At 66.9% G+C, this 12,123-nt stretch carries 13 protein-coding genes; 6 read left to right on the top strand and 7 right to left on the bottom strand.

Going from position 1 to position 12,123, the window contains the following annotated elements; all coding sequences use genetic code 11:
- Positions 1–25: 25 nt before the first annotated feature.
- Positions 26–1,921, bottom strand: a complete 1,896-nt coding sequence (mnmG, locus tag VF167_01205; protein ID HEX6924018.1) for a tRNA uridine-5-carboxymethylaminomethyl(34) synthesis enzyme MnmG — start codon at positions 1,919–1,921, stop codon at positions 26–28.
- A gap of 226 nt (positions 1,922–2,147) precedes the next feature.
- Between mnmG and VF167_01200 the strand changes: the two genes are divergently transcribed.
- The 4 genes from VF167_01200 to VF167_01185 are packed head-to-tail and all read left to right on the top strand — an operon-like array spanning position 2,148 to position 3,777.
- Positions 2,148–2,444 carry a hypothetical protein gene (locus VF167_01200; protein ID HEX6924017.1) on the top strand — a complete coding sequence of 99 codons (297 nt, stop codon included), beginning with the start codon at positions 2,148–2,150 and terminating at the stop codon, positions 2,442–2,444.
- A 9-nt stretch (positions 2,445–2,453) separates the two neighbouring features.
- Positions 2,454–2,909, top strand: a complete 456-nt coding sequence (locus VF167_01195; protein ID HEX6924016.1) for a phage holin family protein — start codon at positions 2,454–2,456, stop codon at positions 2,907–2,909.
- A 27-nt stretch (positions 2,910–2,936) separates the two neighbouring features.
- The gene (locus VF167_01190; protein HEX6924015.1) at positions 2,937–3,497 is read left to right on the top strand and encodes a hypothetical protein; all 561 of its coding nucleotides are present in this window, start codon (positions 2,937–2,939) and stop codon (positions 3,495–3,497) included.
- Positions 3,478–3,777: an acylphosphatase gene (locus VF167_01185; GenBank protein HEX6924014.1), complete on the top strand. Its 300-nt coding sequence runs from the start codon at positions 3,478–3,480 to the stop codon at positions 3,775–3,777. Before VF167_01190 ends, VF167_01185 begins: the two co-directional genes overlap by 20 nt.
- A gap of 77 nt (positions 3,778–3,854) precedes the next feature.
- On the opposite strand, the gene VF167_01180 is transcribed toward VF167_01185, so the two are convergent.
- The 6 genes from VF167_01180 to rpmH all read right to left on the bottom strand — a co-directional run bounded on the left by VF167_01180 (position 3,855) and on the right by rpmH (position 8,920).
- The gene (locus VF167_01180) at positions 3,855–4,754 is read right to left on the bottom strand and encodes an alpha/beta hydrolase (GenBank protein HEX6924013.1); all 900 of its coding nucleotides are present in this window, start codon (positions 4,752–4,754) and stop codon (positions 3,855–3,857) included.
- A 167-nt stretch (positions 4,755–4,921) separates the two neighbouring features.
- Complete coding sequence (gene mnmE, locus VF167_01175; protein ID HEX6924012.1) at positions 4,922–6,298, bottom strand: tRNA uridine-5-carboxymethylaminomethyl(34) synthesis GTPase MnmE; 1,377 nt, start codon at positions 6,296–6,298, stop codon at positions 4,922–4,924.
- A gap of 15 nt (positions 6,299–6,313) precedes the next feature.
- On the bottom strand, positions 6,314–8,059 hold the full coding sequence (gene yidC / locus VF167_01170; GenBank protein ID HEX6924011.1) for a membrane protein insertase YidC: 1,746 nt from the start codon (positions 8,057–8,059) through the stop codon (positions 6,314–6,316).
- A 102-nt stretch (positions 8,060–8,161) separates the two neighbouring features.
- Positions 8,162–8,374: a membrane protein insertion efficiency factor YidD gene (yidD, locus tag VF167_01165; GenBank protein ID HEX6924010.1), complete on the bottom strand. Its 213-nt coding sequence runs from the start codon at positions 8,372–8,374 to the stop codon at positions 8,162–8,164.
- Positions 8,356–8,745, bottom strand: coding sequence for a ribonuclease P protein component (gene rnpA, locus VF167_01160; GenBank protein ID HEX6924009.1), 390 nt, complete (start codon positions 8,743–8,745; stop codon positions 8,356–8,358). The genes yidD and rnpA overlap by 19 nt, the downstream gene beginning before the upstream one ends.
- A 25-nt stretch (positions 8,746–8,770) precedes the next feature.
- Entirely contained in the window at positions 8,771–8,920 is a 150-nt protein-coding gene (gene rpmH / locus VF167_01155) for a 50S ribosomal protein L34 (protein HEX6924008.1), read from the bottom strand.
- Between the two features lie 319 nt (positions 8,921–9,239).
- Here rpmH and dnaA point away from each other — a divergent pair, with 319 nt between their 5' ends.
- A complete protein-coding gene (gene dnaA / locus VF167_01150; protein HEX6924007.1) occupies positions 9,240–10,658 on the top strand; it encodes a chromosomal replication initiator protein DnaA in 1,419 nt (472 codons plus the stop codon).
- Positions 10,659–11,011: 353 nt separating this feature from the next.
- Complete coding sequence (dnaN, locus tag VF167_01145; protein HEX6924006.1) at positions 11,012–12,118, top strand: DNA polymerase III subunit beta; 1,107 nt, start codon at positions 11,012–11,014, stop codon at positions 12,116–12,118.
- The last annotated feature ends 5 nt before the right edge of the window (positions 12,119–12,123 follow it).

Here is a 12,123-nt window from a genome sequence, read left to right as displayed (position 1 = left end):
GTGGCGACGTTTCACGTGGAACTCGTCACGCAGCGCTCGTAGCCGCGCGCAGCTTGCGCACTTCGATCACCAGGTTCTGCAGATCACTGGGCGAGATCCCGGGGATGCCGGCGGCCTGCCCCAGAGTGGCGGGGCGAATCCGCACCAGCTTCTGCCGCGCCTCCGTGGATAGGGAGGTAAGCTCTGCGTACGGGAGGTCGTCGGGCAGGATGAAGTCGTGCTGCCGGCGGAGACCTTCGGCCCGTTCACGCTCGCGAGCGAGATACCCGCTGTAGCGGAGCTCCATCTCGGCACCGGTCAGTGCCTCTTCGAGGTCGGCCGGATCCACGTCCGGATCGGGGAAGCCGCCGCAAGCCGCGACCAGCTCATGTACGTCCACTTTAGGGCGCTTGAGCACGGTGGCGATGCGGGTGGGCTCGCGCAGCGGCGTCGACCCGGCTTCTTCGAGCAACTCTCGCGTCGCCTCCGGCGTTGCGTTGGTCTGGGTGAGCCAATCGGAGACCCGGGCGGCGAGCTTCAGACGCTCCTCGAGACGGGCGCGCTGCTCATCCGTTAGCAGGCCAACTTCCGCGGCTACGGGGCCCAGACGAGCCAATGCGTTGTCCTGCCGGAGCAGGAGGCGGAACTCCGCCCGCGAGGTGAAGAGCCGGTACGGCTCGTCGGTGCCCCGGGTGACCAGGTCGTCGATCAGAACCCCGATGAAGCCCTGGTCCCGCCCCAGAATGAGGGGATCGCGGCCCCGTGCGCGGAGCGCAGCATTGGCGCCTGCGATCACGCCCTGCCCCGCCGCCTCTTCGTACCCGGTCGTTCCGTTCACCTGTCCCGCCAGGAAGAGCCCCTCCAGGGCCTTGAGCTCGAGGGTCGGGCGGAGCTGGTGCGGGGGGAAGTAGTCGTACTCGATCGCATAGCCCGCCTTGGTCAGGCGGGCGCGCTCCAGCCCCGGCACCCTGGACAGCATCTCCACCTGCACCTCCAGGGGCAGCGAGGTGGAGAGACCGTTCACGTACAGCTCAGTGGTCTCCAGACCCTCCGGCTCCAGGAAGATCTGGTGGCGGGGCGCGTCGGGGAACTTCACGACCTTGTCTTCGATCGACGGGCAGTAGCGAGGCCCCCTTCCCGCGATCTCTCCCCCGTACAATGCCGACCGCTCGAGATTGCGCCGGACTATCTCCTGTAGCTCTGGACCGGCCCAGGTGATCCAGCAGGGCCGCTGCGGCAACAGGGTCTCCCGCCGCCACGCAGAGAAGCGATACTCCGGCAGCTCGCCCTCCTGCACCTCGAGGCGGTCGAGGTCCACCGAGCGCCCATCGACGCGCGGTGGGGTTCCCGTCTTGAAGCGTGCCACCTCCAGTCCGAGCGCCTCCAGCTGCTCCGCCAGCCGGACCGAAGGCGGCTCGCCGGCGCGTCCGGCCGCGACCGTCGGGGACCCTCCGACGTGAATGCGACCGCGCAGAAAGGTTCCCGTGGTGAGCACCACCGAGCGTCCCCGGAACTCGACCCCGTCCTCCGTGCGCACCCCGGTCACCCGGTCCCCCTCCAGCAGAAGCGAGCCAACCATTCCCTGGAAGAAGCGAAGCAGCTCGAGCTCCTCCAGCAGGGCACGCACCACCCGCGGATACAGCCCGCGATCGCACTGCGCTCGCGGCGCCCAGACCGCCGGGCCCTTGGAGCGGTTCAGCATCCGGAACTGGATGCGCGCTCGGTCCGTCGCCAGGCCCATCACCCCGCCGAGCGCGTCCACCTCCCGCACGACCGTCCCTTTCGCCACCCCGCCAATCGCGGGATTGCAGCTCATCTGACCGATCGCGCTCAAGTTGGGCGTGACAAGCAGCGTGGTGGCGCCCAGGCGGGCTGCGGCAGCGGCCGCCTCCACGCCCGCGTGGCCCCCACCGATCACGATCACATCGTACGCTCGCTCCATCACACTCGACCCAGCAGGGGTTTGCGTTCACGAAAAGCGTGCGCTACTACGCCCCTCCCAGAAGCAGGTTCCACGTGAAACCATCCCCCCGCGGACACCCGTCACACCATCCTTCCACCTCGAAGAAGAAGGCCCGTTCCGTCCCCGCCTCGGCTCCGGGGATGGCACATCCATTGCACCTTTGACAAATTCCCTGCGGCCTTGCCTGCGTCCCTGGGAGGAGGAGATGATGCCGAACGAGGAACCCGCCGCCCCTGTGGGCGGCCCCTCCGATTACGAGCAGAGAGAAGACCGCCCCAGTCGACAGTCTGCCGAGCTCTTCGAGGCGGCGGAGCGGCTTGAGCGCGCGAGTTGGGATCGTATGGAACGCGAGCACCGCCGTGGGGCACCGTCCCCCGAGGAGGGGGCCGACGATGGCGCTGGTCTGACCGGCTTCCTGGAGCGCCAGCTCCGCGAGCGACCGCTCCCGACCCTGCTGGCTGCGGTGGCGGCCGGGTGGCTGGTGGGCAAACTCCTGCGCTGAGGTATCCCCATGGCAACCAAGGTCTCGATTCCGCCCACCGAAGCTCCACCTCGCCCGGTCGGGCGCGAGCCCGAGCTCGCCCCGCTGTTCCGACAGCTCGCGCAGGACAGCTCGGCGCTCATCCGGCAGGAGATCGCCCTCGCGAAAGCCGAGGTTCGGCAGAGCGTTCGCCAGACCACCAACGGGGTGCTCAAGCTCGCGATAGCCGGCGGGCTGGCCGCCGCGGGTGGCCTCGTTCTCACCGCCTTCCTGGTGATCCTCGTCGGGCAGCTACTCGGCAACTACTGGGCTTCCGCACTGATCGTCGGGGCGGTTTACCTGTTGATCGGTGCCCTCTTCGGCTTCGCCGGGATGAGGCGCCTGCGCGCCTTGCAGGGTCCGGACGCGACGATCGCCACTCTCAAGGAGGATCGCGACTGGGCCCGAGCCGAGATGCAGGAGCTCAAGCGCGACCTCAGAGGCTGACCCCGACCGCAACGACAGGACGCTTCCATGGAATCCAGCAGCAGCGGCAGCGGCGACGTACACGCCCACCTCTCCTCCCAGCCCGACAAGGGCGTGGGGATGAGCGGGAAATTCGACGCCCCTGGACAGGATCCCGAGCGCGAGGGGGAGAGCCTACGCGACCGCGCGGCGGAGGCCTTCGAACACGGAGGAGAGCTCCGCGATCGCCTGGGCGACGCCGCACACCGCGCACGCCGCAGCGCGGGGCGCCTCTTCGACGCAGCAGAGGAAAAGCTCGAGGAGCGTACCGGCGCGCTCCGCGCCGTTGAGCGAAATCCACTGGCCGCACTCGGGATCGCGTTCGCACTCGGCTTCCTGCTCGCGGGCGACAGCGACGAAGCCGAGAGCAGCCGCCCCGCGCTGGCGAAGGCGAAGAACCAGATCAAAGGCGCGATCATGGGCGGGATCAGTGCCGCAATCTCGCAGCAGATCCGCACCTTCATCGAAGAGCAGGGTGGCCTGGGCGCCGTGCTCGCCACCCTGGGGATCCCGCTCGGCGGTCACGAGGAAACCTCGTCCGAACTGGACGATGAGCCGGATTACGGGTGAAGCCACGCCCCAGCGGACGGAGCGCTTCCTGATTCACGGCCGCGTGCAGGGCGTCGGCTTTCGCTGGTGGGCCCGGCAGGAAGCCAACGCCCTGGGGATCTCCGGCTTCGTGCGCAACCGGAGGGACGGGGTCGTCGAGGTCGTCGCCCGCGGCACGGTGGACGCGCTGGACGATTTCGCTTCCCGGCTGCGGAGGGGTCCCCCGGCCGCCCGCGTCGACCGCCTGGAGCGAGAACCGGCCGACGTGGCGCCTACTGGCGGATTCGAGATCGCTCACTAGCTGTCCGCAAAGCAAACGGCTTCCTCCCATGGGGCGAAGCCGTTCTGCATCCGTCCCGAGGTTGTTCGCTCGGCGACTCAGCCGACTCCCTCCCCCAGCCAGCCGTGGCTCCGCATCCACGCCTCCGCCAGCGCGGTCCAGCGCGAAAGCACCGGGTTGTCCGGCGCCAGGCCGAAACCGTGACGCCCGGTCTCGAAGAGGTGCATTTCGACAGGCACCCCCGCTTCGCGGAGCGCCCGGTAGAATCGCAGGCTGTTCTCCACCGGCACACCGGCGTCATCCGTCGTGTGCACCAGGAAGGTCGGGGGCGTACGCGGGGTCACCTGAGTCTCGTTCGACAATTCCCACACCAGGGCGGGATCCGCGTCTTCCCCCAACAGATTGGTTCGCGAGCCGCGGTGGGTGTAGCTCGCCTGCATGGTGATGACCGGGTAGATCAGCATCATGAAATCCGGGCGCGCCGACTGTCGATCCACCTCGTCCCCGAGCACCGGGATCTCGTCATCGAAATGGGTGCCGGTGGTGCTCGCGAGATGACCTCCGGCGGAGAACCCGATCACCCCGACGCGCGCCGGATCAATGCCCCACTCCCGTGCACGCGCCCGGACCGTCCGGATCGCCCGCTGCGCATCCTGAATCATCGCCGGATGGTGGTATTGGGGACCGAGCCGGTAGCGCACAACGAAGGCGTTGATCCCGAGCGAATTCAGCCAGCGCGCGACCTGGTCACCCTCATGGTCGACGGCGAGGTGTCCGTAGCCTCCTCCAGGGAATACCACGACCGCCGCCCTCGGGCGCTGAGTCGCCGGGAGCAGATAGGGCGTGATGGTCGGTCGATCGGAGGCCGAGTCACCGACCGCGCCCGGCGCGGCCCGCTCCCACAGCGATACTTGCGAGCCGGCCTCCTGGGCGCTCCCCTCGATGGGCCACAGTCCCGCCACGAGCACTCCGAGCAGTGCCATTGTCGCATAGCGCATCCTCTTGCCTCCGATCGATAGGGTTGAGAGTCCGCGGCGAGACCCGAATACAACCCGAAGAAACCGAATCGCCAGAATCGCTTTAAACACACGATCCCCACCGAGGGCGACCCACAGGTCGATTTCAGGCGCCGAACAGCTCAGATGGGCGCAGAATGGCCCGAAAGCTACTTCCCCACGCAGAAGGATCCGAACACCTCAGCGAGTACGTCGTCTGGCGTGACGACGCCGATAAGCTCCTCGAGGCGCAGTGCCGCGGTGCCGAGGTGGGTCGCCGCCAGCTCCATGGGAACGCCATCACGCATCGCCTTCCGGAAGGCGCTCAGCTCCTCCAGCGCGCCGCGCAGCGCCCTCGCATGTCGTTCACGGGTGACGAGCGGGACCTCCCCGTCCAGCTCCTGCAACCCGGCGAACACTCGCGTGACCACCTCCCGTCGCAGCGCGTCCAACCCCTCACCAGTGATGACCGAGACGGCCACACTGCCTGAGCTCTCCCCATTTCCGTCTTCCGCCTCTCGCCCCAGGAGATCGCTCATCGTCCGCACCAGTAACCGCCGCTCCTCCGGCATGGACGCGAGGAAGCCCTGCTCCTCGGAATCGATCTCGCGTCCCGCCGGCACGCAGAAGAGGACGAGCTGGGCTGCCTCCAGGTAGCGCCGGGCAACCTCGATCCCGATCGCCTCCACCCGGTCCGCCGCGGGGCGAAGCCCGGCGGTATCCACCAGCCGGAAGGGATATCCCTCCAGGGTCAGCTCCGCCTCCAGAGCGTCGCGCGTCGTTCCGGGAATCTCGGTAACGATGGCTCGTTCGAGCCCAAGCAGGGCATTGAAGAGGGAGGACTTTCCCGAGTTTGGACGCCCGGCCAGCACCAGCATTGCTCCCGAACGCAGCAGCTCGCCGTGCGGCACGGTACGCACCAGCGCCTCGAGACGCTCCATCACCGCCACGGCGGCCGTGTCGATCTGCTCAGGCGGGACAGGCGGCTCGTCCTCCTCGGGAAAATCGATCGAGTAGGCGACCATCCCTTCCAGGCGAATCACCTCTCGGCGTAGCTCCTCTACGCGGCGCGACAGTCCGCGCTCCATCTGGTGAACCGCCACGCGGTGCAGGGCTGGGGAGTGGCCGTCGATCAGGTCGCCGATGGCTTCGGCCTGCAGGAGATCCAACTTGCCGTTGAACAACGCACGCCGCGTGAACTCGCCGCGCTCCGCCTGGCGCGCCCCGGCGGCCAACAGCGCGTCCAGCACCAACTGCGGGGTGAGCATTCCTCCGTGGGTGGAGAGCTCGACCGTGTCCTCGCCAGTGTAGCTGGCCGGCCCGGGGAAGTAGGTAACCAGGGCATGATCGAGTCGCTCACCCCGTTCCGGGTGTACGACGGCGAGCAGCCGCGGCTCGCGCGGTCGAGGTAGCTCACCTTTCAGGGTGGGACAGATCCGGAGGAGGAGGGCGGCGGCGGCAGGTCCGGAAACCCGAACGAGCGCCACCGCCCCACGGCCGGGAGGGGTCGCGATGGCGGCGATGGTGTCGTCGAAGATGCCGCGCATCGGACGGAAGGCGGTTCAGCCGCGAGCCTGCCTCTTCTTCCGGCCTTTCGAGCCCGAAGGCATCGGAGCCGGCCGGGGCGAGCCTTTCTGTGCCTTCATCTCTTCCTGCGCCCGGCGCCGCTCCCGGGCGATCATCAGCTGCTGCGGCAGCCCGGCGACGTTGGTGGTCGCGTAGTAGAGGTTCAGACCCGCGGGCATGCTGTAGAAGAAGATGCCCATCATGATGGGAAGGACGTACATCATCATCTTCATCTGCGGGTTCTGCTCCACGCCGCTCATCTGTGTCGTCACCCACTGCATCGCGAACATCGACGCCACCAGGAAGAGGGGCAGGACGTACAGCGGGTCACGCAGAGACAGGTCGGGCAGCCAGAGGAAGCCCGCGCCCCGGAACGCGATCGTGTTCTGGAAGACGAAGAACAGCGTGATCAGCACCGGCCACGGTAGCAGCATGGGGAGGCAGCCCGCGAGCGGGTTGAATCCGTGCTCTTTGTAGAGCCGCATCAGCGCTTCCTGCTGCTTCTGCGGATCATCCTTGTACTTCTCGCGAATTTCCTGCATCAGCGGTGTGACCGCCATGTTCTTCAGCTGGGCACGGAATGCCTTGGCGTTCAACGGCCACAGCAGGATCCGCAGGAACACGCCGAAGATCACGAGCACCCATCCGTAGGCGAGGTCGAGGGTGTCGTGCAGGAAGTCCAGGATGATAAGGATGAGGGCCGCAAACGGGCGAATGACCGGCTCCAGCCAGGCGTACGCGTACTGCGTGACGTCCTCCAGCTCGTACCCGGCGGCGGCGAGCTGCTGGAAGTCCTGCGGCCCCGCATAGAGGTCGTACTCGACTACCCCGTCGGCCGACACGGGCAGCGCGGCGATCACCTCCGCCCGGGGTAGGCTCGCCGCGATCGTGTCCTCACCCTCCACGAAGAAGTGGCTGACGTCGCGGAGGCGGGTAGCGGTTCCCTGCGTGAAGGGATGCTCGTCTCCAGCGATCTGGGCGACAACGAAGTACTTGTCCTTCAACCCCACCCAGGTCATGGGGCCCGGCAGCGGAACGCTACCCTGCAGGTTGGCCATGCGCAGCCGTTCCACGTCGCCGTCGCTGCGCAGCACCACCGCGAGCTCTCGCTCGCTGTGGTGATCTCGAGCCTCGTGCGGCGCCAGCCCGGGACCCATTGCGGTCACCAGCGTGGCCGGCCGGCCGGCGAGACCGATCACCTCCCCCCGCACGCGGATCAGGTATCGGTCGGGCTGGAAGGTGTAGCTGAGATTGACGCCAAAGCCCGACGGGTCGGCGTAGGAGAAGCGCAACGTCTGCGGCTCACCACCCTCGGCCAGCGTGATCGACGCCAGGTTCGGCGTGAAGACTACGCGGCTGAGGTCGATCGTATCGGAGCCGACGACCAGGCGGAGCGAGAGGAACTCGTCCGCGTCCTCGGGCGCGAGCTGAACCGACTCGCCCGGTCTGGTATACGACGGGTATTCCGGGAGCTCCGCGCGCACCAGCGACGCGCCACGGGTGGAGAAGGCGTAGCGGTACAGGCCTGAGGTGACCACGACGGTGTCCGCCGCGACCGTATCCTCCGGTGCCGTGATCACCGGGGCGGCGACCGCGGGTGCAGCGGGCGTACTGACCGCGGCCACGCTGTCAGTCGGTTCGCCCGCAGACTCCTCGACGGGCGGTGGTGGCGGAAAGAGAAGGTTCGTGATCACCATCACGGCGCTGATCAGCAGCACCGCGAGGAGCAGACGCTTTTCCATTCAGGTCAATCCGATCGGGATCGCGCGGCCGAAGAACGGCCCGCGACCGTCTGCCATGTAGATTCGCCCGGCGATCTCCGGGCTCCGCGTGATGTCGGCGGCTCAGGGCACGGGGTCATACCCACCTTTGCAGAAGGGGTGGCATCGCAGCAGCCGGCGCAGAGCCAACCAGCTCCCCCGGGCCGCTCCGTACCGCTCAATGGCCTCCAGAGCGTAGGCGGAGCAGGTCGGAGTGAACCGGCACGAAGGCGGCGTGAGCGGCGAGATCGCAGTACGATAAAAGCGAACCGCGGCAATCAGGATGCGCTGGAGCATAGCTCCTCGGCGAGCCGGACCATCTCCGTTCGGAGCGACTCATAGCTGGCCACATACGCCTCGGGGCGGGCGCGAATCAGCACATCGAAGGTACAACCGCCGGCGTCCAGGCGCGGTAGCAACTCGCGCCGACCCGCCTCCCTGAGTCGCCGCTTCAGGCGATTTCGCCGGACGGCCGTCTGCTTGTGTTTCGGCACGACCAGCCCCAGTCGCGAATGCGAGACGGGGGAAGTGGAGACGAACACATCCAGATGACGTGTTCTCTTCCGCTTCCCCCGTCTGAACAACGCCCGGATCTCTCCGGAAGCCGTGATACGGGCGATTCTCGGGAGACCGAATCCCTTTCGCCCCCCCGGACGCGCCCCCTCCATCTCAGGGCACGGGCGGCAGGACCGCCTACTTGCCGCGAATCGCAACCACCAGCTGGTGCCGCCCCTTGCGACGACGCGCGTTGAGGACCTTCCTCCCGGCCTTGGTCGCCATGCGAGCGCGAAATCCATGCTTGTTGATGCGCTTGCGATTGCGCGGACGATAGGACGGCTTCATCAGATCCTCTTACGGCAGTTCGATGATCACGGTTTCTGCGGCGACATAGACCGTGGAAATTAGTCGCTCGAGCTGCTGACGTCAACCGCTGTGCCGGCGTCAAGGTGTATCGGAGGCCGTGCGGATGGTCGTTGACTGGTCTTCGCTGCGGGTGCCTCGAGGCAGGCTTCCGGCCCCTTCCGGGCCTCGTGAGGAGGGGTGTCAGCAGGAGCTGCGAGCCTTCCTCTAGGGAGACGTCCACGGGTTGACTTTTCCACAGCCGGCGCCTAGGTTGGCGCTCCGCTTCCGTTAGACAGCTCGTGGGATTTCGAGGGGTTGCATGGAGTTGACCGCAGCCGAGGTCTGGTCGCAGATCCTGGACGAGGCCAGGGCGACGCTGCCCGAGCAAGCCTACCGGACCTGGCTCGCCCCGACCGAGGCGGTCGCCTTCTCGCAAGACACTCTGATCATCGCCACTCCCAATCCCTTTGCAGCGGATTGGGTCGAGGACAAATACGCCGAGCTCCTCTCCTCCCTCTCCGAGAAGCTGTTCGGCCGCAGACTCCGGCTCTCCGTGCGGCACGACGGCGAGGCGAACCTTCAGCAGCTTCCACTGCCCATGGGCCTCGACGCCGCAGCACCGCCAGCAAGCTCGGCTCCCCGTACGCCGCAAGCGCCTTTCGTAAAGGTTTCGACGTCGAGCAGCCACACCCGCGTCGGCACCCCCCTCAACGAGCGGTACACCTTCGACCGCTTCGTGGTCGGGAACAACAATCAATTGGCCGCAGCCACCGCGCACGCCGTGGCGGAGGCGCCGGCCCGCATGTACAACCCGCTCTTCCTGTATGGCGGCGTGGGGCTCGGCAAGACGCACCTGATGCACGCCATCGGGCACGCGATCGCGGCCAAATCGCCCGAGAAGCGTGTCGTCTACATCTCCTCGGAACGCTTCACCAACGAGCTGGTGAACGCGATCCAGGAAGGGACGATGGCCGAGTTTCGGCGCGCGTACCGGCAGATCGATCTCCTGCTGGTGGACGACATCCAGTTCCTCGAAGGGAAGGAGAGGACGCAGGAGGAATTCTTCCACACCTTCAACGCCCTCTACGACGCGCAGCGGCAGATCGTCCTGACCTCCGATCGTCCCCCCAAGGAGATCGGTCTCGAGGATCGGCTGATCTCCCGCTTCGAGTGGGGGATGGTGGCAGACATCAAGCCGCCCGACTTCGAGACCCGGGTGGCGATCCTGCGGAATCGGGTGGAGGAGGACGGCCTCGAGATCTCCTCGATGGAGGAGGTGCTCGAGTTCATCGCGCGGCACTGCACCTCGTCCGTCCGCGAGATCGAGGGCGCCGTGATCAAACTGCTCGCCTACTCCTCGCTCACTCGCCGGGAGATCACTCTCGACCTCGCGCGCGAGGTGCTCGGGGGCGTGCTGCGCGCTGCTCCCGAGGACGCCGAGCAGGTGAGTCCCGACCTCGTCCGCCGCAAGGTGGCCGAGGAGTGGAAGGTCTCTCCGGAGGCGCTGCAATCGCCGAAGCGGACGAAGACGCTCACCGTGCCCCGCCAGGTGGCCATGTACCTGATCAAGGAGCTGTTCGACCTCTCATTGGTGGAGATCGGACGCCTGTTCGGGGGCCGGGACCATTCCACCGTGATCCATTCCATCACCAAGGTGGAGGAGGAGCTCCAGACGAATCCCGAGCTAGCCGCGCGGGTGGAGCAGCTGCGACGCCAGCTCACCGGCGGCCGGGGCTGAGCGCGAGACGGCGGTGGATAACGGAGTGGAAATTGTGGGGATTGATGTGGAGAGATTTCGTGACTGTGGGAAGCTGAAGTTGGCGGTGGAGTAACGAAGCCGCTTTCCGCACCGTTTCCACAGCGTCAAGCAGCGGCACAGGTGGGTGAGCCGCAAGCGGTTACGGAGATGTCAGTGCGGCTTTCCACCTTTCCACGTCCTCTACTACTGTTACGAGGTAAATCAATCAGGGTGGTGCTGGTGTAGTTCCCTGTGGAATCGCGGCGTGGACCCCCTCGGGTGCACGTCCGTCGCCGGGATGATCCTTGGCCCACCGGACGGTGGTCCCGTTACCGGACGCTTACGAGACCGAGATGAGATTCACGATTACGCGGGAGAAGCTACAGGAGGGGCTGGCGGCCGTCGTGGGGAGCATTCCGACCCGGACGACGCTGCCGGTTCTGTCGAATCTCCTCGTCGAGACCGAGGGGGACGGCGTGCGCTTCAGCGGGACCGACCTGGATACGGCCGTATCGGTTCGTGTGCCGGCAGAGGTCGAGGAGGTGGGGGCGATCACCGCACCCGCTCGCAAGCTCCAGGAGATCGCCCGAGAGCTCCCACCCTCCCCGGTCGTCGTGGCTACCCAGGGTGACGCCGTGACCCTGAACAGCGGGCGTACCCGCTTCCGCCTGAACGGGTTGCCCAAGGACGAGTTCCCGGCTTTCCCGAGCGTCAGCTTCGACACCAGCTGGCAGCTCACGGGGGCCGAGCTGAACCAGCTGATCTCTCATGTGGCCTTCGCTGTGTCGACCGAGGAGACCCGGCCGATTCTGAACGGCGTGTTGTGGGAGCTGCGCGAGGGGGAGATGCGGATGGTCGCCACCAACGGCCATCGCCTCGCCAAGATGACCGTCCCTCGGCAGGGATCGGGGGTCACCGCTGATCTGATCGTGCATCCGCGCGCGCTGGCGCAGGTGCAGAAGCTGTTTGCGCCCGGAGACGAGGTGGAGGTGGGCCGCTCCGAGAACCACCTGGGCTTCCGGGGCAACGGGGTACAGATCTACACCCGGCTGATCGAAGGCCCCTATCCGAACTACGAGCAGGTCATCCCCAAGGACAACGATAAGATCCTGATCGCCGACAAGGCCGCGCTCAACGCGGCGATCCGGCGAATGGCCATCGTCGCCTCCGATCAGACCCACCGGATCCGCCTCTCCCTGGGTGGGCCGATGCTCAAATTCTCCGTACAGACGCCCGATCTCGGTGAGGCCTCGGAGGAGCTCGCGGTGGAGTACGAGGGCGCTCCGCTGGAGATCGGCTTCAATGCGAACTATCTGCTCGAGCTGCTCCGGTACATGCCCACGGACGAGGTGAAACTGAGCTTCAAGGCGCCGGAGCGGGCCGCAACGATGGAGCCCATCGGCAACGAGGACACCCCGGACTTCCTCTGCCTCGTCATGCCCCTGCGGCTCCTCGATTGACAGCC

This window comes from Longimicrobiaceae bacterium (assembly GCA_036375715.1).
Taxonomy (GTDB): Bacteria; Gemmatimonadota; Gemmatimonadetes; order Longimicrobiales; family Longimicrobiaceae; genus DASVBS01.
Note: the sequence above shows the minus strand (reverse complement) of the source record. Positions and strands in the feature narration are given on the sequence as shown.

What these genes read in the sequence shown, in the direction of transcription:
- VF167_01195 (HEX6924016.1), top strand. Translation starts at nt 2,454, where the DNA reads ATGGCAACCAAGGTCTCGATTCCGCCCACCGAAGCTCCACCTCGCCCG.
- VF167_01185 (HEX6924014.1), top strand. Translation starts at nt 3,478, where the DNA reads ATGAGCCGGATTACGGGTGAAGCCACGCCCCAGCGGACGGAGCGCTTC.
- mnmG (HEX6924018.1), bottom strand. Translation starts at nt 1,921, where the DNA reads ATGGAGCGAGCGTACGATGTGATCGTGATCGGTGGGGGCCACGCGGGC.
- VF167_01200 (HEX6924017.1), top strand. Translation starts at nt 2,148, where the DNA reads ATGATGCCGAACGAGGAACCCGCCGCCCCTGTGGGCGGCCCCTCCGAT.
- dnaN (HEX6924006.1), top strand. Translation starts at nt 11,012, where the DNA reads ATGAGATTCACGATTACGCGGGAGAAGCTACAGGAGGGGCTGGCGGCC.
- rpmH (HEX6924008.1), bottom strand. Translation starts at nt 8,920, where the DNA reads ATGAAGCCGTCCTATCGTCCGCGCAATCGCAAGCGCATCAACAAGCAT.
- rnpA (HEX6924009.1), bottom strand. Translation starts at nt 8,745, where the DNA reads ATGGAGGGGGCGCGTCCGGGGGGGCGAAAGGGATTCGGTCTCCCGAGA.
- dnaA (HEX6924007.1), top strand. Translation starts at nt 9,240, where the DNA reads ATGGAGTTGACCGCAGCCGAGGTCTGGTCGCAGATCCTGGACGAGGCC.
- mnmE (HEX6924012.1), bottom strand. Translation starts at nt 6,298, where the DNA reads ATGCGCGGCATCTTCGACGACACCATCGCCGCCATCGCGACCCCTCCC.
- VF167_01180 (HEX6924013.1), bottom strand. Translation starts at nt 4,754, where the DNA reads ATGCGCTATGCGACAATGGCACTGCTCGGAGTGCTCGTGGCGGGACTG.
- yidC (HEX6924011.1), bottom strand. Translation starts at nt 8,059, where the DNA reads ATGGAAAAGCGTCTGCTCCTCGCGGTGCTGCTGATCAGCGCCGTGATG.
- VF167_01190 (HEX6924015.1), top strand. Translation starts at nt 2,937, where the DNA reads ATGGAATCCAGCAGCAGCGGCAGCGGCGACGTACACGCCCACCTCTCC.
- yidD (HEX6924010.1), bottom strand. Translation starts at nt 8,374, where the DNA reads ATGCTCCAGCGCATCCTGATTGCCGCGGTTCGCTTTTATCGTACTGCG.